Origin of the sequence: Pseudonocardia hierapolitana, from assembly GCF_007994075.1 — a bacterium.
Taxonomy (GTDB): domain Bacteria; phylum Actinomycetota; class Actinomycetes; order Mycobacteriales; family Pseudonocardiaceae; genus Pseudonocardia; species Pseudonocardia hierapolitana.
Window position 1 is genome coordinate 3195883 of the sequence record NZ_VIWU01000001.1, and the last position, 21042, is coordinate 3216924.

The following is a 21042-nucleotide window of genomic DNA, read 5'->3' on the forward strand; positions in this document are numbered from 1 at the left end:
GTCTCCTCCGTGGTCCGTGGGCACCCGACGATGCCAGCACCCCGCGCCCCGTGCCGACACCTGGACGTAACCCAGCTCACCAGAAACCTGAGCGAGCGCTCCAGTAGAATCTGGAGCATTCGCTCAGGTTTCTGCACTGGAGGCCCCGTGCCCTGGCTCTTCCTCGTCGGCGCGATCCTGTCGGAGGTCGTCGCGACCCTCGCACTCAAGCTCTCCGAGGGCTTCTCCAGGCTCGTCCCGTCGGTCGTCGTCGTGATCGGGTACGTCGTCGCGTTCGGCATGCTGTCCCAGGCGTTGACGCGCGGAATGGCGATCGGCGTCGCGTACGGCGTGTGGGCGGCGGCCGGGGTCGCACTCGTCGCGGTCGCAGGCGCCGTGTTCTTCGGGGAAGGCATGACGGTGGTGCAGGTCGGCGGGATCGCGCTGGTCATCGCCGGCGTGCTCGCCCTCGAGCTGGGGGCGGCGCACTGATCACCGACGGACGCAGGCGCAAGGGCGAGCAGCGCCGCAGACAGCTCCTCGACGCGACGATGCGGGTGATCGAGCGAGCAGGGGTGGCAGCCGTGAGCCAGCGGGTGGTCGCGCAGGAGGCGGGCGTCCCGCCGAGCGCCGTCACCTACTACTTCCCGACAGTCGACGACCTGCTCGTCGCGGCGCTCGCCGGTTGCAACGACGACTACCTGCGCCACCTCGACGAGTGCACGCGCGATCCCGACCCGATCGGGGCGCTGGCCCGGGTGATCACCGAGAGCAACGGCTCCCTGCGAGCGCACGCCGCCGCGGAGTACGAGCTCTTCCTCATCGCCGCCCGCCGTCCGGAACTACGGCCGGAGATCGAGCGCTGGACGGCCGCCCTGGACGCCTACCTCGCCCCCCACGTCGCCGACCCCGTGCGCCGGGCGGCCGCGGCCGCAACCGTCGACGGACTGCTCCTCCGCTGCTTCCTCGCGGGCGACCCGCCGAGCGCCGACGAGGTGCGCGCCGTGCTCGCGAGCGTCCTCGGCTGCTGATCAGGCCGAGCGCCGCGGCCCGGGCAGGATGCGCTCCACGATCTCGGTGACCAGGTCGTCGACCTGTCCCTCCGGGAAGAGGTCGGGAAGCGTGAGCCGATCCAGGATCAGCCAGTTCAGCGCCAGGTAGAGCACGACCACGGTGGTGGCGTCGCCCGGCAGGCCGGACTCCTCGTGGTTGCGGATGTTGAAGTCGAGGTCGGCGCGGATCCGCTTGCTGAGCAGCTCGCGCAGTTCGGGCCGGCGCGTGCTCTCCAGGCGCAGCTCCAACAGCGCCAGGTAACCGGAGCGGAACTCGGTGACCCGCTTCACGATGTCGCACATGAGCTCGGTGACCCGGTCGCGGTCCCGGGGCCCGGAGAGCGCGGCTTCGAGCACGGTGGCGTCGGGCTCGAGCCGCTCGTAGTAGCGGTGGCCGACCTGGGTGAGCAGCTCGTCGCGGCTGCTGAAGTAGTTGGAGGCCGTGCCGACGGGCACCTGCGCCTCCGTGTCGACCGCGCGGAAGGTGAGCCCGCGCGCCCCCTCCCTGGCCAGCACCTCGATCGCCGCGTCCAGGAGCGTCGCCCGCCGAGCCGGGTTCTGCCGCATCCGCATCTCCTCCGTTGACACCACTTCAGGTGTAGTACTACAGTTCAACCACTACGTTCAGAGTACTACGGAGGAGGCGCCACATGCGAGCCACACCCGTCCCGCAGCCCCGCCCGCACCGTCCGCAGCAGGCCACCAAGCCGCGCCCGTTGCCCCGTCCCCGGCCCGTGCTCCGCCCCCGCGGCAACAGGTAACCGAAACCACGACAGGAAAGGCCCGAGCGTGCGAAAGCTCGTCTACTACGTCGGCACGACCATCGACGGCTTCATCGCCGCCCCGGACGGGAGCGCCGACTTCTACCCGGTCACGCCGGACGTGATCGAGTTCCTCAGCACCGCCTACCCCGACGCCCTGCCCACCCACGTGCGCGAGCAGCTCGGGGTGGACGTCCCCAACCCGAACTTCGACGTCGGGGTACAGGGCCGCGCCACCTACCAGGCCGCCCTCGACATCGGGGTCACCAGCCCGTTCGCGCACCTGCGGCAGTACGTGGTCTCCACGACCTACGAGAGTGAGGATCCCGCCGTCGAGATCATCTCGACCGACGTCGTCGGCCGGATCCGGGAGCTCAAGGCCGAGGACGGCAAGGACATCTATCTCATGGGCGGGTCCCGGCTCGCCGGGACCCTGCTCGCGGAGATCGACTCGATCGTCCTGAAGGTCTACCCGGTGGTGGCCGGGGCCGGGATCCCGCTGTTCACGGGCGACTTCACGCCCACGAGCTTCACGCTGACCGGCACCCGGACTCTGGAGGGCGGAACGGTGATCCTCACCTACGACCGATGAGTTTCCCAGCCGCCGCGGGTCCTACCTCCGAGATCCCGACGAGCCCGGAGGAACGAGAGCGATGACGACGGCGCAGCCAGTGCGGGCCGGTCGGCGCGAGTGGATCGGCCTCGCCGTCCTCGCGCTGGCCTGCCTGCTCTACGTGATGGACCTGACGGTGCTGCACCTCGCCATCCCCGCGTTGAGCGAGGACCTGCAGCCGACGAGCACGCAGCTGCTGTGGATCATCGACGTCTACGGCTTCATGGTGGCCGGTGCACTCGTCACGATGGGCACGCTCGGGGACCGGATCGGCCGGAGGCGGCTGCTGCTGGTGGGCGCAGCCGCCTTCGGAGCCGTGTCGGTGCTCGCGGCCTTCTCCACCACCCCCGAGATGCTCATCGTCAGCCGAGCGCTCCTCGGGATCGCCGGAGCCACCGTGGCCCCGTCCACGCTGTCGCTGATCTTCCACATGTTCCAGGACCCGAAGCAGCGCTCGCTCGCCGTCGGGATCTGGATCGGGGCGTTCTCCGCAGGCAGCGCGATCGGGCCGGTGCTCGGCGGGCTGGTGCTCGAGGCGTTCTGGTGGGGATCGGTGTTCCTGCTCGCACTGCCGGTGATGGGCGCACTGCTCGTGCTCGGCCCCCGCGTGCTGCCCGAGTACCGCGACCCGGGCGCGGGCCGGCTCGACCTGCGCAGTGCCGCGATGTCCGTCGTCGCCCTGCTCGCGATCGTGCACGGTTTGAAGGGCATCGCCCAGGACGGGATCGCGATCGAGCCGGTGCTCAGCATCGTCGGCGGCGCGGTCGTCGGAGCGCTGTGGGTGCGCCGCCAGCAGCGGCTCGCCGACCCCATGATCGACGTCGCCCTGTTCCGGATCCGCAGGTTCAACGCCGCGCTCGTCGTGAACTTCCTGGCGATCTTCGTGATGATCGGGTACTTCCTGTTCATCGGTCAGTACCTGCAGCTGGTGGCCGGGATGTCGCCGCTGCAGGCCGGCCTGTGGTCGCTGCCGGGCGCGCTCGGTTTCGTCGTCAGCTCGCAGTTCGCGCCGCGCTACCTGCAGCGCATCCGGGCCGCGAACGTGGTGGCCTGCGGGCTCGCCGCCGCGTCGGCCGGGCTGTTCGTGCTCACCACGGTGCAGGTCGACGGCGGGCTCGTGGCGATCGTCGTCTCGTCGGTGGTGATCTCCCTCGGCATGGGCCCGGTGTTCGGCCTGACCACCGAGATGGTCGTCGGCTCCGCCCCCACGGAGAAGGCGGGCGCGGCCTCGGGCATCTCGGAGACGGCCGCGGAGCTGGGCGGGGCGCTCGGGATCGCGGTGCTGGGCAGCATCGGCGCCACGATCTACCGCAACGGCGTGGCGGCCGGCCTGCCCGCCGCCGTGCCGGACGAGGCCGGGCACGCCGCCCGCGACACGCTCGGCGGGGCCATCTCGGCGGCCGCGCACCTGCCCGAGCCCGCGGCGACCGCACTGGTCGACGTTGCGCGCGAGGCGTTCGTCGCGGGGCTGCAGCTGACCTCCGCGGCGGCCGGGGTCATCGCCGCGGGCATCGCGGTGGTCGCCGCCGTGGCGCTGCGCGACGGCGAGGCCGAGCAGCAGGAGCCCGAACCCGAACCGTCCTACTGCTGAAGCCCGCGGACGAAGGCCTGGATGTCCGCCACCAGCAGGTCGGGTGCCTGCAGCGACGCGAAGTGGCCGCCGCGCTCGTACTCGGTCCACCGCACCACGGACAGGGAACGCTCGGCCAGCGCGCGCAGCGCCCCGTCGCCGGGGAACACCGCGACCGCCGTGGGCACCTCCACCCGCTTCCCGCCGTAGAACGCGCTGCCGGCCTCCTTGTAGAGGCGGGCGGCCGAGCCTGCGGTGCGGGTGAACCAGAAGATCGAGACGTCGGTGAGGAACGCGTCCGGGTCCACCGGCGTCTGCACTGCGCGGGTCGGGTCGTAGTCCACGAACCACTCCAGGTTCCACGCGAGCAGGCCGAGCGGGGAGTCGGTGAGGGCGTAGGCGAGCGTCTGCGGGCGGGTCGACTGGATCGTGGCGTAACCGGCGCGCTCCGCCCACTCGGCGGCCCCGGCCTGCAGGCGGGCCACGTCATCGGGATCGAGCCCGGCGGTCGGGTCCGCAGCGGTCCAGTCGACGGCCGTGACGAGCGCGTTGACGTGCACGCCGGCGACGTGCTCGGGCGCCACCCGCGCCACCTCCGGGGAGATCAACGAGCCGAAGTCACCGCCCTGTACGACGTAGCGCTCGTAGCCGAGCCGGTGCATCAGCTCCGCCCACGCGCGGGCGATCCGGCGCACGTCCCACCCGCGCTCGCGGGTGGGACCGGAGAAGCCGAAGCCGGGCAGCGACGGCGCCACCAGGTGGAAGGCAGGGTCGCCGGTGACCAGCGGCTCGACGATCCCGGCGAAGTCGGCGAACGTGCTGGGCCAGCCGTGAGTCAGCAGCAGCGGCACCGCGGCCGGGTCGGTCGAGCGGACGTGCGCGAAGTGCACGTTCTGGCCGTCGATCTCCGTCACGAACTGCGGGAGCTCGTTCAGCCGCTCCTCGTGGGCCCGCCAGTCGTACGTGCCGCGCCACCGCCGCGCCAGGTCACGCAGGTGACCGGCCGCGACGCCGTACTCCCAGCCGGCGTCCGGCAGCTCGTCGGGCCAGAGCGCCCGCTCCAGGCGGCGGTGCAGGTCGTCGACGTGGGTCTGGGGCACGGCGATGCGGAACGGTTCGATCACATCTGGTGACGCTAGGCCGGGCTGCGGTCACATCCCGTCCTCTTTCAGCGCGCACCCAACCGATCCACGCCCCGGGCGGTCGTCCCCACCAGCAGGCGAACGACACCGAGGGAGAGCGACCATGATGCGCATCCGTTCCACGATCACCCGGGCCGCCGCGGCGGTGGTACTCGCGGCGGGCGCCATGGTCCTGAGCGCCGCCCCGGCGAGCGCCGCACCCAACACGTGGGCCGCCATCGCGATCTCCGTGCAGACCGGCAACATCGGCTACGCCTACGAGCACCCCTCCGGCTCGGCGGCGGCGCGCGCCGCGGTCAGGAAGTGCGGGGCGAGCGACTGCCAGGAGGCCGTGCGCGTGACGAACGGCTGCGCCGCCGTGGCCCAGGCCAAGAACCTCGCGTGGGGCTGGGGGTACGCCGCGTCGCTCGAGGAGGCCAAGCGCGTGGCGGTGCGCTCGACCCCGGGCAAGGGCGCGCGCGTGCTCGCGTACGCCTGCAGCGGCGCCCACCGCTGAGCCATAGGGTGAGCGGGTGGCTCGCGTCGACGTCGAGATCAGCGCACCCGAGGGCAACTGTCGCGCATCCCTGCACGTGCCCGAGGGCGACGGGCCCTGGCCGGGCGTGCTCCTGTTCCCGGATGCGGGCGGGCTGCGGGAGACCAAGCGCGTCATGGCCGACCGGCTCGCGGGCATGGGCTACGTGACGCTGGTGCCGGACGTCTACTACCGCGAGGGCGAGTGGTCGCCGTTCGACGTCGCCACCCTGTTCACCGTGCCCGACGAGCTCGCGCGGATGGCCGGGTACTCGAGCAAGCTCACGCCGGAGCGGATCGCCTCGGACAGCGGCGCCTACCTCGACTTCCTGCTGGCGCGGCCCGAGGTCGCCGGCACCGCGGCCGGGACCACGGGCTACTGCATGGGCGGCCGGATGTCGCTGATCACGGCCGGTGCGCACCCGGACGAGGTCGCCGCCGCCGCGTCGTTCCACGGGGGGCGGATCGCCGTGGCGGACGACCCGCAGAGCCCGCACCTCGCGGCCGGCCGCATCACCGCCACCGTGTACGTGGCCGGGGCGCAGGACGACGACCACTTCACGGCCGAGCAGGCGCAGCTGCTCGACACGGCGCTCACCGAGGCCGGTGTGCGGCACACCGTGGAGTTCTACCCGGCGAAGCACGGGTTCGCGGTGCCGGACAACGACACGTACGACCCGACCGCAGAGGAACGGCACTGGAAGGCGCTCGAAACCCTCTACGGGTCAGCGTTGCAGGCCTGATCCAGGCCACGCCGCACCCACTCGACGACCCGCCGCGCGGTCTCCGCGAGCTCGAGCGTGGTGGTGTCGAGCAGATCGACGGGAGGGTCGAGGGCCGGCCCGTTGTGGCGCAGCCAGTCGTTGAACTCCACCGTCTCCGCGATCCGCGGCTCGTCCCAGCCCCGCCAGGCCGGACGCGCGCGCAGCCGGGACCGGAGCAGGTCGGGCTCGGCCACCAGCGCCAGGTAGTGGATGTCCCCGACGAAGACGCGCTCCGGACGCCGCTCGAACTGCTCCGGCACCACCGTGCCGACCAGCACGACCGGTCGCCCGCTCTGGTGGATCATCGCGGCCATCCGCAGCCAGACCCGGCGGAAGCCCGCGAAGTCGTCGGCCGGATCCTGCAGGCCTGCGGCCCACAGCACGTCCTGCTCGACCACGACCGCCACGTCGGCCAAGGCCTGCGGGAGCAGGCGGGCCACCGTGGACTTGCCCGCCCCGCTCGGGCCGGTGAGCGCGAACAGCGGCAGCCGCCGGAACGGCTGCCGGTGTCCGCAGTCGGCGCAGATCAGCACCGGTGCATCGGGTGCGACGACCGGGTCGGTGAACCGGGCAGCGCACCCGAGGCAGATCTGCAGGTCGACCGGGCGGTGGCTGCTCAACGCCGAATGCTCGCTCGGCAAGCCTCGCTCAGCGCTCTCTGCCCGCTCGGCGAACCTCGCTCATCCGAACAGCTCGTCGAGGAAGCCCTTGCGGCGCTTCTGCCCCCCGTGGTGGCCGTAGGGCGGCGGCGAGTCGCTGTAGTGGCCGCGCTGATGCCCGTACGGGGGCGGCGAGTCGCTGTAGCGCCCGCCTCCGTGCCGCTGGTGGGGCGGGGGTGAGTCGGCGTAGTGGCCGGGCGCACCGGCGTGGCCACCGTAGAAGCTCCGCTCGGCGTTGGCGATCTGCTCGAGCTCGCCACGGTCGAGGAAGATCCCCCGGCAGCCCTGGCACTGCTCGATGTGTACGCCTTGCTTGTCGACGGTATGCATCCGGTTCTGACACTTCGGACAGATCACCCAGCCGAGCGTAGCGGGGCGGTTGCGTCTCGTGTGTCGCAACCACCCCGCCGTCCGGGGACTCAGAACTCCATGCCGCCCGCGGGATCGCCGCCGACCTTCTCCTTCTCCGGCTTGTCGGCGATGACGGCCTCGGTGGTGAGGAACAGCGCCGCGATGGACGCGGCGTTCTGCAGGGCCGAGCGGGTGACCTTGGCGGGGTCGATGATGCCGGCCTTGATCAGGTCCTTGTACTCGCCGGTGGCCGCGTCCAGGCCCTCGCCCGCGTTCACGCCGCGGACCTTCTCCGCGACGACGCCGCCCTCGAGGCCGGCGTTGACCGCGATCTGCTTGAGCGGGGCCTCCAGCGCGACCTTGACGATGTTCGCGCCGGTGGCCTCGTCACCGTCCAGGCCCAGGCCCTCGAACAGACCCGCGCCGGCCTGGATCAGGGCGACGCCGCCGCCGGCGACGATGCCCTCCTCGACCGCGGCCTTGGCGTTGCGCACCGCGTCCTCGATGCGGTGCTTGCGCTCCTTGAGCTCGACCTCGGTGGCCGCGCCTGCCTTGATGACCGCGACGCCGCCGGCCAGCTTGGCCAACCGCTCCTGCAGCTTCTCGCGGTCGTAGTCGGAGTCGGTGCGCTCGATCTCGGAGCGGATCTGGTTGACCCGCCCGGCGATCTGGTCGGCGTCGCCGGAGCCGTCGACGATGGTGGTCTCGTCCTTGGTGACCACGACCTTGCGGGCGCGGCCGAGCAGGCCCAGGTCGGCGTTCTCCAGCTTGAGGCCGACCTTCTCCGAGATCACCTCGCCACCGGTGAGGATGGCCATGTCGGTCAGCATCGCCTCCCGACGATCGCCGAAGCCGGGGGCTTTCACCGCCACCGAGGAGAACACGCCCTTCAACTTGTTCACCAGGAGCGTCGCGAGCGCCTCCCCCTCGACGTCCTCGGCGACCACCACGAGCGGCTTGCCCGTCTGCATCACCTTCTCCAGCACGGGCAGGAGATCACGCACGTTCGAGATCTTCGAAGCGACGAACAGCAGGTAGGGCTCGTCCAGGACGGCCTCCATCCGCTCCGCGTCAGTCACGAAGTGCGGGGCGAGGTAGCCCTTGTCGAAGCGCATGCCCTCGGTGAGCTCCAGCTCCAGCCCGAAGGTCTGCGACTCCTCGACGGTGATGACGCCTTCCTTGCCGACCTTGTCCATCGCCTCGGCGATCAACTCGCCGATGGTGGCGTCGGCCGCGGAGATCGACGCGGTGGCCGCGATCTGCTCCTTGGTCTCGACCTCCTTGGCGGACTTGAGCAGCGCCTCGGAGACGGCCTCGACGGCCTTCTCGATGCCCCGCTTCAGCGCCATGGGGTTCGCGCCGGCGGCGACGTTGCGCAGCCCCTCACGGACGAGGGCCTGGGCCAGCACGGTGGCGGTGGTGGTGCCGTCACCGGCGATGTCGTCGGTCTTCTTGGCGACCTCCTTGACCAGCTCGGCCCCGATCTTCTCCCAGGGGTCCTCGAGCTCGATCTCCTTGGCGATCGACACACCATCGTTGGTGATGGTGGGCGCGCCCCACTTCTTCTCCAGCACGACGTTGCGGCCGCGCGGGCCCAGCGTCACCTTCACGGCATCGGCGAGGGTGTTCATGCCACGCTCGAGCCCGCGGCGCGCCTCCTCGTCGAAAGCGATCATCTTCGGCACTGCTTCTCCCAACGCTCCGGGCGGACGGCACCTGCGCCCGCGACGGCTGGACCGGGGTCCCACCGGCGCCGACCACCGTTCTGGCACTCGCGCACCACGAGTGCCAGAACCACGATAGCCAAAACTTGCGCGCACGCAAACTTGCGCGCACGCAGTATGCTGCGCGCATGGACAGCCTGCGCGAGCGCAAGAAGACCGCCACCCGGGAGGCCATCAGCGCGGCGGCGCTGCGCCTCGCCCTGGAGAACGGCCCGGAGAACGTCCGCGTGGACGACATCGCCGAGGCAGCGGGGGTGTCGCCCCGGACGTACAACAACTACTTCTCCAGCCGGGAGCAGGCGATCGTCGCCGCGATCTCGGCCGAGCGCGCCCTGCGGATCGCCGCCGCGCTGCGGGAACGGCCGGCAGACGAGCCGCTCGCCGACGCGGTGGTCGCGGCCGTCGTCGAGCAGTACGTCACCGAGGCCGAACCGGGCAGCGACGCCTTCGCGCTGCTCACGTCGGCGCCGGCGCTGCGCGCCGAGTTCCTCGGCACGGTCGCCGCCATCGAGCAGCCGCTCGCCACCGCGATCGGAGAGCGCACCGGGATCGACGAGCTCCGGGCGACGGTGCTCGCGGCCGCGGTGTCGGCGGCGGCGCGGGTGGCCGCGGGCCGGTGGCTCACGCCGGCGGGTGGAGGGCTCGTCGTTGCGCCGTCCACCTCGCTCGCCGACGCCCTGCGCGAGGCGCTCGCGCACGTCGTGCCGGCGCTGCAGGCCGTCAGCGGCCGGTGATCCGCTCCGCCAGGTGCACGGTGACCGTCTCGCCCGGGCCCTTGCCGATCGCCCGCTGGAGGTCGCCCTTCACGGGCAGCTTGTGGGTGCCGTCCCCCAGCGCCATGAACGAGCTGCGGAACGGGTGACCGTCCACGGTGCCGCGGACCTTGACCAGCCCGCGGGTGCCGAAGAACTCGGCCGAGCCGGGCATCACCACGTAGGTCCAACCGCCCGGGTTCGGGCTCTTCTGCAGGACGGCACTGAACTCGTGGTCGAGGGGCTGGTTCTCGGTCATCGTTCCTCCTCCGCAGGGACGGCCGGGTTGCCCGTCCACAACCGGAACGTCGAAGGTGGCCGGGCGTCCTCGACATCCCTCCGGAGGATTTCTACCGGCCCACGACCGCGGTCGCGTGGTCGCCGAACACGAACGGGGACGGCTCGCACTCGGCGATGAAGTCCGCGGGGAACCCGCGCTCGAACTCCACCGCGGCCTCCAGCCGGGCGACGGCGTCGGCGGGCAGGACGAGGTCGAGCGCACCGAGGTTCTCGGCGAGCTGCTCGACCCTGCTGACGCCGACGAGCGGGTGCACGGCCGCCGATCTGCTGCGCGTCCAGGCGATCGCCACCTGCGCGGGCGTCGCACCCAGCTCGGCGGCGACGGCGCGCACGGCCTCGGCAGCGGCCTTGTCGCGGGGGGTGAAGGCAGCCGGGTCGGCTCGCCGGGAGCCACCGGCGAGCCGGCCCGACGCGAGGGGCGCCCACGCGGCGACGCTCATCCCGAACGCCTCCGCCATCGGCAGCAGCTCCCGCTCGATGTCGCGCTGCAGCAGGCTGTAGGGCACCTGCAGGCCGGCGAACGGGGTCCAGTCGCGCCACTGCGCGAGCGTGTTCGCACGGGCGACCACCCAAGCCGGGGCATCGGAGATCCCGACGTAGAGGATCTTGCCCGCGCGCACCGCGTCGTCCAGCGCCCGCATCGTCTCCTCCAACGGGGTGTGCCGGTCGAAGACGTGCACCCAGTAGACGTCGATGTAGTCGGTGCGCAGCCGCCGCAGGCTCCGCTCCAGGGAGAGCACGAGGTTCTTGCGGTGGTTGCCCGCGGCGTTGGCGTCGCCCGGATCGCGCGACAGCGTGTACTTGGTGGCGAGGACGAACCGGTCACGGCGCTCGAGGACGGAGCCGAGCAGCTCCTCCCCGTTGCCGTAGGCGGATGCGGTGTCCAGGACGTTGCCTCCCGCGTCCGCGTAGGCGTCGACGATCCGGCGGGTCTCGCGCGGATCGTCGAGGACCATCGTGCCGAGGAAGAGCTCCGAGACGCGCAGGCCGGTCCGACCGAAGAGCCGATACTTCATGCCCGGGATCGTCGGCCGATCCGGCGACGCCAGGGAGACCGCGCCAGGGACCCCCTACGCTCGGACGCGTGACCGACAACGCGCTCGGCGCCTTCCTCCGCGCCCGGCGGGAGGCGATCGGGCCGGCCGACGTGGGACTGCCGACCGGGACCCGGCGTCGCACACCCGGGCTGCGCCGGGAGGAACTGGCGTCGCTCGCGGGTATCAGCGTCGAGTACCTGACGCGCCTGGAACGCGGCAGCGACCGCCGCCCGTCCGCACAGGTGATCGGGGCACTCGCCGACGTGCTCGGCCTCTCGCCCGAGGAGCGGGTGCACGTCCACCGGATGGTCAAGGTCGTCTCGGGCGAGGTGTGCGTGCAGGCGCAGGCGCCGTCGCGGACCGTGCGGCCCACCGTGCTCGCCCTGCTCGACCGGCTCGAACCCACCCCGGCGCTGGTCGTCGCTCCGCACTGCGACGTGCTCGCCTGCACCGACGGCTTCCGCCGCCTCGCGGCGCCGACCGGGCTGTTCGACGCCACCGAGCCCAACCTGGCGCGCTTCGTCTTCGGCGATCCCCGGGCACGCGCGGCGTTCCCCGACTGGGAGCGCGTGGCCGACGAGCGCGCCGCCGCGCTGCGGGCCGCCGCCGACCTCGGCGATCGCACGGCTGCGGCGCTCGCCGACGAGCTGTCGATCACCGAGGGTTCCGAGTTCGCCCGGCGGTACGCGGCCGGTGGCGCGCTGCCGCCGTGGACGGGCGTCGAGGAGTGGAAGCACCCGACGGCGGGCGTGCTGCGCCTGGCCTTCGAGAGCCTCACGCTCCCCGGGCCGGAGGAGCAGCGCCTGGTGGCCTACCTCCCGGCCGACGCCGCCACCGCCGAGGCCGTTGCCGGGCTCGAGCAACCCGCGCTCATCAGCTGAACCGCTGCTCCAGGCGGAACGCCACCTCCTCTCCTGCCCCGTGCTTGCCGATCAGCGTGCACAGCGCGGCCCGCACCGGAAGCCAGTGCGGGCCCCGCGCGGCGTGGCGCCGATTCATCGGTGCTCGGCGAACCAGGCGATCCAGCGCCGCTGACCAGGGGTTTCCACCGCCCGCGGCCGGTAGTGGCTCCGGGTCCAGGCGACGGCGTCCCCCACCGGGTGCCCGGCGAGGACGGCCATGCAGGCGATCACGGTTCCGGTGCGGCCCGTGCCACCGGTACACGCGATCTCGACGCGCTCCCCCGATCGCGCCCGCCGGTACGCCTCGACGATCTGCGCTGCCGCCGCGGCGGGGTCGCGCGGGGTGCGGAAGTCGGGCCAGTCGATCCACGTCGCGGGCCAGTCGGGCCGCCACTCCTCGCGGCGCCCCGGCAGCAGGCGTGGCCGGTCCGGCGGATGCCCGAGGTAGAGGCCGAACTCCGGCGGTGGCCCGGCCGGGAACGGCTCCCGACGTCCGCGACCGCGCACGAGCGTGCCGTCGGGCAGCGCGGTGGCGCCGGAGAGCGGGCCGATCATGCCGCCTCCTGCGCCATCGCACCCACGAGGCGCAACAGTTCGACGTTCGCCTCGACCGACCCGACCACGATCACCTTGAGCCGGTCGCGCTCCGGTTCGTGCACCACGTCGACGTGGGGCGCGCGCGCGGGCTTCGGCAGCTCTCTGATGAACGTGGCCAGCCGCTCCGCGGCGCCCGCGTCGATGCCGTCGACGTCGATGACGCTGGTGACCTCGAGCTGCCGCGGCTGGGCAGGCCCGCCGGTGAGCGCCTGCAGGTCGGCGTGGGAGACCCGGTACTGCTTGCCGATGCGCACCGCACCCAGCCGCCCGTCGCGCACGTAGTTGCGCACGGTGCGGACGTGCAGGCCGAGCCGGTCGGCAACATCCTCCAGGGAGTACCACTCACTCATACTCCCTATCCTTCCCTATCAAGGGAAGTTTGAGTCAAGATAGGTGGCCACGCCGCTGCAACAGCGCCATTCCGGCAGCGCCGGCGAGCCCCACGGCGAGCAGCGCGAGCGGGGCCACCGCCCGCCAACCGGGTCCGGTCAGGTCGAGCAGTGCTCCTGCTGCGGCCGACACCGCCGCGGCGAGCAGCGCGGACACCAGGTGGTAGAAGCCGTAGTACGTCCCGATGAGCCGCTCGCTGCCCACCACCGGCAGCAGCTGCATCGTGAACGGGTTGGCCAGCGCGATCCCGAACGTGAACACCACCGCGCCTGCGAGCACCGGCACCGCGGCGGCCGGGGCGATGCCGGTCGCCGTCGGCAGCAGCGGAGCGGAGACCGCGACCGGGGCGAACCCGACGCCCATCAGCGCCAGCCCCACGGCCACGCACGTGCCGGGCGGCCAGCGGCGACCACCCCACGCGGCGACCCGCACGTACAGCGCGATGCCGGCGACGGTGGACACCGCGAAGAGGACGCCGACGGCGGCGGGCGTGCCGGTCACCCGCTGCGCCTCGAGCGGGAAGACCAGGTAGACCTGGTTGTACAGGGCGAAGTAGGCCGAGCCGCAGAGCGTGAAGGCCACGAACCGGCGGTTGCGCACCACCGCTCCCCAACTGCCGAGCACGCCATCGGCGTGGGTCTCGACCGGGTGCGCCGGCAGCACCAGCACCTGTGCCACGGTGAGCAGCAGGAACGTCACGCATGCGACTGCCGCGACCAGCCGGAAGTCCACCGCGAGCAGCGCCGCGCCCAGCAGCGGCCCGACGAACGCGCCCGCGTCGGCGGCCGTGTTGAACACGGCGAACGCGCCCGCGCGGCCCTCCCCCGCCTCCCGGCTCAGGTACGCGCGGACGGCCGGGTTGAACAGCGCTCCCGCGAACCCGGTGAGCACCGCGGCGGCCACGATCCCCGCCGGCGAGGTGACGACCGCGAACAGCCCGAACGCCAGCACCCGAAGGGCGCACCCCAGCACGATCACCGGGCGGGCGCCGAGCCGGTCGGCCGCGGTGCCGCCCACGAGGAAGAGACCCTGCTGGGACAGGGTCCGGACGCCGAGCACCACGCCGACCAGCGCGGCGGCGTAGCCGAGGTCGTCGACCAGGTAGGTCGCGAGGAACGGCACGACCATGTAGAAGCCGACGTTGATCCCGAACTGGTTGACGACGAGCAACCGGGCCGCAGGCGGGAGGGCCCGGAACTGCGCGCGGACGGACGGCGTGGTCACGCGACGGGAGCGTCCAGCGGGAGCTCGAAGTGGACGGTCGCGAACCGGGGGTCGCTCTCCCGTCCCCGGTCGTCGCGGATCTCGACGACGGGGAGCGACCGCCAGAACGGCTCGGCCGCGGGCACCTTCGTGTTGGTGTGCAGGTAGATCACCCGGAAGCCGCCGTCCGCGCGGACGAACTCCTGGCAGGCGGCCACGAGGCGGCGCGCGAGGCCGTGCCTGCGGTGCTCGGGCAGCGTCGCCACCCGCAGCAACTGCGCGACGGCCTGCCGGTCGGCGTAGCGATGGCCCAGCTCCGGTGGGTGCGGCGGGACGTTGGGGCCGCCGATCCGGATCGCCGCGGTGGACACGACCGTGCCCGCCAGGTCGACGGCGACGAACATGGCCTGCCGCGGGTTGTCCACGTAGGTCTCGACGGGGCGGTCGAGGTCCCAGTGCCACTGCAGCTGGTAGCCGTAGCCGAGGTCGGTCTCCGCGGTGTGCAGGACGACGGCGCGCGCGCCGTCGAGATCCTTCTCGGTCACGGCGCGGCGGATCGCGTAGTCGGTCATGAGTCCCCTTCTTCAGCCGGCGACGCCGGTCAGCGGATCGGTCGGGTAGGCGGCCAGCAGGGCCCGGGTGCGGGAGTGCGTCGCGTCGCTGCGCAGGCGGGCGACCGGGAGGTCATCGACCAACCGCCCGCCGTCCAGCACGGCGATGCGGTCGCACAGCCGCTCCAGCACGTGCAGGTCGTGGGAGACGACGAGGGCCGTCATGCCGTGCTCGGCCACCACCTGCGACAGCAGGCGGATCAGCTCGGCCTGCAGCGTGACGTCGAGCGCGGACGCGGGCTCGTCGGCGACGAGCACCCGGGGCCGCACGGCGAGCGCGCGGGCGATCGCGACCCGCTGGCACTGACCGGTGGACAGCGCGTTCGGCCTGCGGCCGGCGAGCCCGTCCAGCCCGACGGCGGCGAGCAGCTCGCGGGCCCGGGCGCGCCGGGTGGCGCGCGTCCCGATCCCGTGGAAGTCGAGCGGGTCGGCGACGAGCTGCGCGGCCGTCCGCCACGGGTTGAGCGACGCGCGCGGGTCCTGCGGCACCAGCTGCACGGCGCGGCGCACCGCCCGCCACCCCTGCGCCGCCGGGTCGATACCGGCGAGTTGCAGCTCGCCGGCCTCCGGGCGCTCCAGGCCGAGCAGGCAGCGCAGCAGGGTGGTCTTGCCGCCGCCGCTGCGGCCCGCGACGCCCACCACCTCGCCCTCAGCCACGTCGAGGTCGAGCCCGTCCAGCACCGGAGTACGGGCGTAGGACTTGGTCAGGCCCCGCACGCGGATCGCGAGCGCGTCGCCGCGCCGCGGGGCGGGGAACCGCGTCGGCAGCGCCCACGGGACGTCGCGCACCAGGGCGCGGGTCGCCTCGTGCACCGGGTCGCCGAGCAGCCGGGCCGGCGAGCCCTCCTCGACGATCCGGCCGCGGTGCAGCACCACGACCCGGTCGGCGAACGCAGCCGCGACCGTCACATCGTGGGTGACGAGCACGACCGCCGTTCCGGCTGCGGCCTGCTCGCGCAGCCGGGCCACCAGCTCCTCCCGGGCCGGGCCGTCCAGCGCCGTGGTCGGCTCGTCGGCCAGCACGACCCGCGGCCGGCCTGCCACCGCCAGGCCGAACCCGACGCGCTGCGCCATGCCGCCGGACAGCTCGAACGCGCGCCGGGGCGCCACCGGCGCGGGGTCGGCGAACCCGCTCGCCCGCAGCAGGGGCTCCACCTGCGCCGGGTCGCCGCCGACCTCGGTGAGCAGGGAGCCGACGCGGCGCAGCGGGGTGAGCGCGAGCGCGGGGTCCTGGAACACCATGCCGATCTCCCGGCCCCGGGCCAGGGGCCATGCGCCGGGTGCGGTCAGGTCGAGGGGTCCCGCGTCGGTGCGCAGGGTGAGCTCGCCGACGCGCACCCGGCCCGGGGCGGGGACCAGGCCGAGCAGGGCGCGCAGCAGCGTCGACTTCCCCGATCCGCTGCCGCCGAGCACGACGACGGCTTCCCCGGCACCGACGTCCAGGTCCACGTCGTCGAGGACGGTCCGGCCCGGGTACTCCACGGTGAGCCCGCGGGCCGACAGCACGGGCGTCACGACGCCACCGCCTGCGTGGAGCGGTCGAGCACGTCGCGCAGGCCCTCGCCGACGCACGTCAGCGCGAAGACCGTGACCAGCACCGCGAGGCCGGGCCCGAGCACGAGGTGCGGGTTCGACAGCGCGGCTCCGCGCGCCTCGGCGAGCATCGCGCCCCACTCGGCAGCGGGCGGCTGGGCACCCATCCCCAGGAACGACAGGCCGGCGACGGTCGCGATCAGCTGCCCGGCCTCGACGGCGGTGAGCACGGCCAGCGGCCCGATGAGGCGCGGTGCGACCTCGGTGCGCAGCAGGTGGGTGCGGGATGCCCCGAGTGCGCGGGCGGCCACCGCCGACGGCTCGGCCAGCGCCGAGCGCACGAGTGACCGGGTCAACCGGGCGAACGGCGCCCACCACACCAGCAGCGCGCCACCGAGCACCGCCGCCAGCGACGGGCCGCGCAACCCGACGAACGCCAGGATGACGATGACGGCCGGGAACGCGACGACCCCGTCGATCAGCCGGCGCCCCAGGTCGTCCAGCCTGCGTCCGGCCATGCCGACGGCGGTGCCCACCGCCGCGCCGATCGCGATCACCGCGAGCATCGTGGCACCGGTCTGCAGCAGGGTGTTCCGCCCGCCGTGCAGCACGCGGGAGGCGGTGTCGCGGCCGAACCGGTCGGTGCCGAGCCAGTGCTCGCCGTCCGGCGAGGCCAGTCGGGGACCGACCCCTTGCGCCACCGGGTCGAACGGGGCCAGCCAGGGTGCGGTGAGCGTCGCGAGCACGACGACCGAGAGCAGGACGACACCCACGGTGAGCAGACCGCGTCCCCGGCCCGTGACGGGGGACGGCAAGGCGGCGAGGCGGGTGGGAGGAGTCATGCCACCGCCTCCGCGCGTGCGTCCTGGCGGGGGTCGACCAGCCGGCCGGCGAGGTCGACGCCGCGGTTGACCAGCACGACGAGGGCGGTCGCCAGCACGACGTAGGCCTGCACGACCGGGTAGTCCTGCGCCGCGATCGCGTCCACGGCGAACAGCCCGACGCCCGGCCACGTGAACACGGCCTCGGTGATGATCGACCCGGTGACCAGCGAGGCGAACGCGAGCCCGCCGAGGATCATCACCGGGCCGACCGCGGGCCGCAGGACGTGGCGCAGCAACGTGCGGGACGGCGACGCGCCGCGGGCCAGCGCGGCCACCGCGTAGAGCCGGCCGCGCTCGGCGACCAGCGAGGCCCGCAGCACCCGGGACATCGTCGGGGTGATCGCGATGCCGAGGACGAGCGCGGGCAGCCAGATCCGGTCGGTGCTCGCCGGCCCGGCGATCCGGTAGCCGGTGGTGCCGGTCGCGATCTGCAGGGCGAGCGTGCCGAGCAGGAACGACGGCACCGCGACGGTCATCAGGGTCGCCAGCCGCACGAGCTGGTCGACGGGCGCGCCGGGGCGCCGGCTCGCCAGCAGCGCGAGTCCGCCTGCGAGCGCCACGGCCACGCCGAAGCCCGCTGCGCCCAGCGCGAGGCTCGCGGGCAGCCGGTCGAGCATCTCGTCGAGCACCGGCTGGCCGGTGCGGTACGACGTGCCCCAGTCGCCGCTGACCATGCGCACGAGCCAGCGTGCGTACTGCTCGGGCAGCGGCCGGTCGAGGCCGAGCTCGGCGAGCCGTTCGGCGCGGATCCGGTCCTCGTCGGCCTGGCTCAGCGAGACGCCGCCGGACTCACCGAGCTGCACGTCGACCGGGTCACCCGGGGCTGAGCGGATCATCGCGAACACGACCACCGAGGCCACCAGCAGCATGCCGACGGTGCTCAGTGTCCCCCGCAGTGCGCGCACCTCAGCCGCCCAGGGTGATGCCGGGCTGCACGAGGTTCTCGTACTGCAGCGGGTGGGCGACGAAGCCGCCGACCCGGGTGGCGACGGCAGTGGCCTGCGGGCGCGGGTGCACCGGGATCGCGGGGACGACCTCGGCCTGCAGCGCGTTGAGCTCCAGCACGGCGGCGGTGCGGGTCTCGTCGTCGGTGGCCGTGTTCGCCCGCTCGACGAGCCCGGCGACCTGCGGCAGGTCGTACTTGCCGTAGTTGCCCGAGCCCCCACGGCCCAGCTGCACGGTGAACAGGCTCGGCACGTTGCCCAGCGTGGTGAACGCCGCGGTCTGCGCGTCCCAGTCGCCGCGCTCCCGCGCCTGCTGCACCAGCGCGTTGTCCACGTAGGACAGCTCGACGTCCGCCCCGAGCGCGTCCCACTGCGCCTGCAGCACCTCTCCGGTGGGCCCCTCGGTACCCCAGGTCTGGAGCCGGATCGCCAGCGGTACGCCGTCCTTCGAGCGACGCCCGTCCGGCCCGCGGACCCATCCGGCCTCGTCGAGCAGTCGACCGGCGAGATCCGGGTCGTAGCGGGTGAAGCCCTGCTGGTCGGCCTGCGGGTAGGCGGGGTTGGAGGCGAGCCAGCTCGGCGCAGGCTCGGTGAGCCCTTCGCCTGCGATCTCCGCCACCGCCGCGCGGTCGACTCCCCAGGCCAGGGCCTGGCGGACGCGCTGGTCGGCGAGCACCGGCGACGCCGGGTTCAGGTAGACCGCGACCGTGTTGGCCGCGGGGGCGCCGACGAGCGTCAGGCCGTCCGCCGACCGCAGCTCGGGCACCGCCGAGCTGGGCAGGAGATCGACGATGTCGGCCTGCCCGGCCAGCGCGATCTGCGCCCGCGCCTCCGGATCGGCCACCTGCTGCACGCTGATCGTCTCGACCGCGGGGGGCGGCCCCCACCAGTTCGGGTTGCGCTCCAGCCGCAGCTCGCGCTCGGCGTCGAATCCGGTGACCCGGAACGGCCCGGTGAAGTCGGCGTCGGTCGCGGCGTTGTGGATCTGCAGCTCGTAGTGGGAGAGCGTGTAGTCGAGGAACGGCGCAGGTCCCGTGCTGCGCACGGTGAGCGTGCGCGGGTCGAGGACCGAGATCGTCAGGCCTTCCATGAGGTCGCCCGCGAGCTCGTTCTCGGCGGCGGAGTGCTCCAGCGACGCCCGCACCGCCTCGGCGTCCACGGGCGCGCCGCTCTGGAACCGCGCGCCGTCGCGGAGCACCACCGTCCAGGTGTCGGGTGCGGTCTGCTCGATCGACTCGGCCAGCTCGGGTGCCACGGTGCCGTCGGGCCGGATCTTGGCGAGGGACTCGCCCACGCCGTACGAGCGCAGGTAGCTCGTGGTCAGCGCCTCGGTGGGGTCGAGCGTGGCGTTGATCTTCGCAACGGCGAGCGTGAGCTCCCCGTCCGCGGCCCGGTCTCCGCTCGCGCAGGCGCTCACGAGCAGGGCGAAGACGAGCAGGGTGAGGAAGCGGGGCACGAGCACGGAGAGTAGATGAATACGATTACCATCTTCCAGTAGTTCTGATCACATGGCGGCTTGTGCATTGAAGTGGTTGTTGCAAGTCATATGCAAGACTGGTTCGGTGCCCACCGGCTCGGTCCTGCGTGACGCGGCGTTCGTGCGGTTGTGGACCGGCACCACCGCGTCCGGCCTCGCCACCTGGGCACTGCCGTTCCTCTTCGGGCTCGCCGTCCTGGACGGCGAGCTCGGCGCCACCGGCCTGGGTCTGGCGCTGGCCGCCCGGACCGTCGGGTTCCTCACCGCGGTGCCGGCCGCGGGCGTACTGGCCGACCGGTACCCGCGGCGCGCGGTCGTCGCCTGGTCCGGGAGCGCCGCAGCGGTCGCCAGCCCGATCGCCGCCGCAGGCCTCGGCACGTCGACGCTCGTGCTCGCGGCCGCGGCGGCCGTCGTCGGGGCCGGGCAGGGTGCCTGCCGGCCCGCCTTCCAGGCGCTCACCGCCGAGGTCGTCGCCCCCGAACAGCGCCAGCAGGCCAATGCCGCGATCACCATCGCGGTGCGGGTCAGCGTGCTCGTCGCGCCGTCGGCCGCCGCGCTGCTCGCCCTCGCCGTCGACGTCCGCACGCTCGTCGCGGGCACCGCCGCCCTGTGGCTCGTCGCAGCCGTGCTCCCGCCCAGGGGAGCCGCCGACGCACCGCCCACCCGTGGGCCCTTCCTGCGGGAGTTCGCCGACGGCCTGGCCGAGGCCAGGCGCCATCCCTGGTTCCTCGCCGGCCTGGCCGCCCTGACCGCCGTGATCGCCACCGGCTACTCCGCAACCAGCGTCGCACTCCCCCTGATCTCCCGTGACCGGTACGGCACCGAGGCCGTGCTCGCCGCGGCCACCACCGGGTACGCCGTCGGCGCGCTGGCCGGCGCGTTCCTCGTCGCGCGCCTGCGGCCCGCCGCGCCGGGCCGGGCCGCGCTCGGCGGCCTCGCCCTGTACGCGCTCGCGCCGCTGTCCCTGCTGCTCCCCGTGCCGGCAGCGGTGGTCGTCGCGGCCTACGTCGTGACCGGGATCGGCATCGAGCTGTTCAACGTCCCGTGGTTCACCGCGACGCAGCGCGAGGTGGACCCGCGGCTGCTCGCCCGGGTGTCGAGCGTCGACTTCCTGCTCTCCTACGGGCTCGCCCCGCTCGGGCTGGCTCTCATCGCGCCCGCGATCGCGGCGTTCGGCGCCGGCCCGGTGCTGCTGGCCTGCGCCGTGGTCTGCCTCGTCGCCCCGGCCGCGGCGATGCTCGTGCCGGGCACGCGCACCTTCTCCCGTTCCCTGTGAGACTGGCG

Annotated in this window: 25 protein-coding genes; 9 read left to right on the plus strand and 16 right to left on the minus strand. The window is 73.4% G+C overall.

Annotated features, from left to right (window positions below; all coding sequences use genetic code 11):
* Positions 1 to 147 precede the first annotated feature (147 nt).
* A complete protein-coding gene (locus tag FHX44_RS15335; protein ID WP_147256420.1) occupies positions 148 to 471 on the plus strand; it encodes a DMT family transporter in 324 nt (107 codons plus the stop codon).
* A 92-nt stretch (positions 472 to 563) separates the two neighbouring features.
* Positions 564 to 1010, plus strand: coding sequence for a TetR/AcrR family transcriptional regulator (locus FHX44_RS15340; protein WP_246170394.1), 447 nt, complete (start codon positions 564 to 566; stop codon positions 1008 to 1010).
* Here the strand turns inward: FHX44_RS15340 and FHX44_RS15345 are convergent, their stop codons facing one another.
* Complete coding sequence (locus FHX44_RS15345; RefSeq protein ID WP_147256422.1) at positions 1011 to 1598, minus strand: TetR/AcrR family transcriptional regulator; 588 nt, start codon at positions 1596 to 1598, stop codon at positions 1011 to 1013.
* Between the two features lie 222 nt (positions 1599 to 1820).
* Here FHX44_RS15345 and FHX44_RS15350 point away from each other — a divergent pair, with 222 nt between their 5' ends.
* Together FHX44_RS15350 and FHX44_RS15355 are read left to right on the plus strand one after the other, a co-directional pair.
* On the plus strand, positions 1821 to 2384 hold the full coding sequence (locus tag FHX44_RS15350; protein WP_147256423.1) for a dihydrofolate reductase family protein: 564 nt from the start codon (positions 1821 to 1823) through the stop codon (positions 2382 to 2384).
* 61 nt (positions 2385 to 2445) lie between these two features.
* Positions 2446 to 3996, plus strand: coding sequence for an MFS transporter (locus tag FHX44_RS15355; protein WP_147256424.1), 1551 nt, complete (start codon positions 2446 to 2448; stop codon positions 3994 to 3996).
* Here FHX44_RS15355 and FHX44_RS15360 read toward each other — a convergent pair.
* Entirely contained in the window at positions 3987 to 5099 is a 1113-nt protein-coding gene (locus tag FHX44_RS15360; protein ID WP_212612489.1) for an epoxide hydrolase family protein, read from the minus strand. The genes FHX44_RS15355 and FHX44_RS15360 overlap by 10 nt on opposite strands.
* A gap of 121 nt (positions 5100 to 5220) precedes the next feature.
* Here FHX44_RS15360 and FHX44_RS15365 point away from each other — a divergent pair, with 121 nt between their 5' ends.
* Positions 5221 to 5613, plus strand: a complete 393-nt coding sequence (locus FHX44_RS15365) for a DUF4189 domain-containing protein (RefSeq protein WP_170308917.1) — start codon at positions 5221 to 5223, stop codon at positions 5611 to 5613.
* Between the two features lie 16 nt (positions 5614 to 5629).
* Positions 5630 to 6373: a dienelactone hydrolase family protein gene (locus tag FHX44_RS15370; RefSeq protein ID WP_147256426.1), complete on the plus strand. Its 744-nt coding sequence runs from the start codon at positions 5630 to 5632 to the stop codon at positions 6371 to 6373.
* On the opposite strand, the gene FHX44_RS15375 is transcribed toward FHX44_RS15370, so the two are convergent.
* The 3 genes from FHX44_RS15375 to groL form a co-directional block, all read right to left on the minus strand.
* Positions 6349 to 7014 carry a P-loop nucleotide/nucleoside kinase family protein gene (locus FHX44_RS15375; RefSeq protein ID WP_147256427.1) on the minus strand — a complete coding sequence of 222 codons (666 nt, stop codon included), beginning with the start codon at positions 7012 to 7014 and terminating at the stop codon, positions 6349 to 6351. The two genes, FHX44_RS15370 and FHX44_RS15375, sit on opposite strands and share 25 nt — an antisense overlap.
* Positions 7015 to 7074: 60 nt before the next feature.
* Positions 7075 to 7410 (minus strand): TFIIB-type zinc ribbon-containing protein, encoded by a 336-nt coding sequence (locus tag FHX44_RS15380; protein ID WP_147256428.1) that lies wholly within the window; start codon positions 7408 to 7410, stop codon positions 7075 to 7077.
* Positions 7411 to 7472: 62 nt separating this feature from the next.
* Entirely contained in the window at positions 7473 to 9089 is a 1617-nt protein-coding gene (groL, locus tag FHX44_RS15385; RefSeq protein ID WP_147256429.1) for a chaperonin GroEL, read from the minus strand.
* A 167-nt stretch (positions 9090 to 9256) separates the two neighbouring features.
* Between groL and FHX44_RS15390 the strand changes: the two genes are divergently transcribed.
* Positions 9257 to 9862, plus strand: coding sequence for a TetR/AcrR family transcriptional regulator (locus FHX44_RS15390; RefSeq protein WP_147256430.1), 606 nt, complete (start codon positions 9257 to 9259; stop codon positions 9860 to 9862).
* On the opposite strand, the gene FHX44_RS15395 is transcribed toward FHX44_RS15390, so the two are convergent.
* Both FHX44_RS15395 and FHX44_RS15400 read right to left on the minus strand, forming a co-directional pair.
* Entirely contained in the window at positions 9849 to 10139 is a 291-nt protein-coding gene (locus FHX44_RS15395; RefSeq protein WP_147256431.1) for a DUF1905 domain-containing protein, read from the minus strand. The two genes, FHX44_RS15390 and FHX44_RS15395, sit on opposite strands and share 14 nt — an antisense overlap.
* A 91-nt stretch (positions 10140 to 10230) precedes the next feature.
* Positions 10231 to 11196 carry an aldo/keto reductase gene (locus FHX44_RS15400; RefSeq protein WP_212612490.1) on the minus strand — a complete coding sequence of 322 codons (966 nt, stop codon included), beginning with the start codon at positions 11194 to 11196 and terminating at the stop codon, positions 10231 to 10233.
* 68 nt (positions 11197 to 11264) lie between these two features.
* On the opposite strand from FHX44_RS15400, the gene FHX44_RS15405 reads away from it, so the two are divergent.
* Entirely contained in the window at positions 11265 to 12098 is an 834-nt protein-coding gene (locus FHX44_RS15405) for a helix-turn-helix domain-containing protein (protein ID WP_147256433.1), read from the plus strand.
* Here FHX44_RS15405 and FHX44_RS43240 read toward each other — a convergent pair.
* The 9 genes from FHX44_RS43240 to FHX44_RS15445 are packed head-to-tail and all read right to left on the minus strand — an operon-like array spanning position 12091 to position 19737.
* The gene (locus FHX44_RS43240) at positions 12091 to 12216 is read right to left on the minus strand and encodes a DUF1905 domain-containing protein (protein ID WP_246170396.1); all 126 of its coding nucleotides are present in this window, start codon (positions 12214 to 12216) and stop codon (positions 12091 to 12093) included. The genes FHX44_RS15405 and FHX44_RS43240 overlap by 8 nt on opposite strands.
* Positions 12213 to 12674: a protein-tyrosine phosphatase family protein gene (locus FHX44_RS15410; RefSeq protein WP_147256434.1), complete on the minus strand. Its 462-nt coding sequence runs from the start codon at positions 12672 to 12674 to the stop codon at positions 12213 to 12215. Before FHX44_RS15410 ends, FHX44_RS43240 begins: the two co-directional genes overlap by 4 nt.
* Positions 12671 to 13066 carry a helix-turn-helix domain-containing protein gene (locus tag FHX44_RS15415; protein WP_147256435.1) on the minus strand — a complete coding sequence of 132 codons (396 nt, stop codon included), beginning with the start codon at positions 13064 to 13066 and terminating at the stop codon, positions 12671 to 12673. The genes FHX44_RS15410 and FHX44_RS15415 overlap by 4 nt, the downstream gene beginning before the upstream one ends.
* Before the next feature lie 34 nt (positions 13067 to 13100).
* The gene (locus tag FHX44_RS15420; protein WP_212612491.1) at positions 13101 to 14330 is read right to left on the minus strand and encodes an MFS transporter; all 1230 of its coding nucleotides are present in this window, start codon (positions 14328 to 14330) and stop codon (positions 13101 to 13103) included.
* Positions 14327 to 14881, minus strand: a complete 555-nt coding sequence (locus tag FHX44_RS15425) for a GNAT family N-acetyltransferase (protein ID WP_147261204.1) — start codon at positions 14879 to 14881, stop codon at positions 14327 to 14329. Before FHX44_RS15425 ends, FHX44_RS15420 begins: the two co-directional genes overlap by 4 nt.
* Positions 14882 to 14893: 12 nt before the next feature.
* Entirely contained in the window at positions 14894 to 16435 is a 1542-nt protein-coding gene (locus FHX44_RS15430) for an ABC transporter ATP-binding protein (RefSeq protein WP_147256436.1), read from the minus strand.
* Complete coding sequence (locus tag FHX44_RS15435) at positions 16432 to 17295, minus strand: ABC transporter permease (protein ID WP_147256437.1); 864 nt, start codon at positions 17293 to 17295, stop codon at positions 16432 to 16434. The genes FHX44_RS15430 and FHX44_RS15435 overlap by 4 nt, the downstream gene beginning before the upstream one ends.
* Positions 17292 to 18242, minus strand: coding sequence for an ABC transporter permease (locus tag FHX44_RS15440; protein ID WP_147256438.1), 951 nt, complete (start codon positions 18240 to 18242; stop codon positions 17292 to 17294). The genes FHX44_RS15435 and FHX44_RS15440 overlap by 4 nt, the downstream gene beginning before the upstream one ends.
* A gap of 1 nt (position 18243) precedes the next feature.
* The gene (locus FHX44_RS15445; RefSeq protein WP_170308918.1) at positions 18244 to 19737 is read right to left on the minus strand and encodes an ABC transporter substrate-binding protein; all 1494 of its coding nucleotides are present in this window, start codon (positions 19735 to 19737) and stop codon (positions 18244 to 18246) included.
* A gap of 106 nt (positions 19738 to 19843) precedes the next feature.
* Between FHX44_RS15445 and FHX44_RS15450 the strand changes: the two genes are divergently transcribed.
* On the plus strand, positions 19844 to 21034 hold the full coding sequence (locus FHX44_RS15450) for an MFS transporter (RefSeq protein ID WP_246170397.1): 1191 nt from the start codon (positions 19844 to 19846) through the stop codon (positions 21032 to 21034).
* Positions 21035 to 21042 lie beyond the last annotated feature (8 nt).

Coding starts and splice junctions, on each gene's coding strand:
- FHX44_RS15355 (WP_147256424.1), top strand. CDS start 2,446: ATGACGACGGCGCAGCCAGTGCGGGCCGGTCGGCGCGAGTGGATCGGC.
- FHX44_RS15435 (WP_147256437.1), bottom strand. CDS start 17,295: ATGACTCCTCCCACCCGCCTCGCCGCCTTGCCGTCCCCCGTCACGGGC.
- FHX44_RS15395 (WP_147256431.1), bottom strand. CDS start 10,139: ATGACCGAGAACCAGCCCCTCGACCACGAGTTCAGTGCCGTCCTGCAG.
- FHX44_RS15425 (WP_147261204.1), bottom strand. CDS start 14,881: ATGACCGACTACGCGATCCGCCGCGCCGTGACCGAGAAGGATCTCGAC.
- FHX44_RS15390 (WP_147256430.1), top strand. CDS start 9,257: ATGGACAGCCTGCGCGAGCGCAAGAAGACCGCCACCCGGGAGGCCATC.
- FHX44_RS15345 (WP_147256422.1), bottom strand. CDS start 1,598: ATGCGGCAGAACCCGGCTCGGCGGGCGACGCTCCTGGACGCGGCGATC.
- FHX44_RS15365 (WP_170308917.1), top strand. CDS start 5,221: ATGATGCGCATCCGTTCCACGATCACCCGGGCCGCCGCGGCGGTGGTA.
- FHX44_RS15410 (WP_147256434.1), bottom strand. CDS start 12,674: ATGATCGGCCCGCTCTCCGGCGCCACCGCGCTGCCCGACGGCACGCTC.
- FHX44_RS15400 (WP_212612490.1), bottom strand. CDS start 11,196: ATGAAGTATCGGCTCTTCGGTCGGACCGGCCTGCGCGTCTCGGAGCTC.
- FHX44_RS15415 (WP_147256435.1), bottom strand. CDS start 13,066: ATGAGTGAGTGGTACTCCCTGGAGGATGTTGCCGACCGGCTCGGCCTG.
- FHX44_RS43240 (WP_246170396.1), bottom strand. CDS start 12,216: ATGAATCGGCGCCACGCCGCGCGGGGCCCGCACTGGCTTCCGGTGCGG.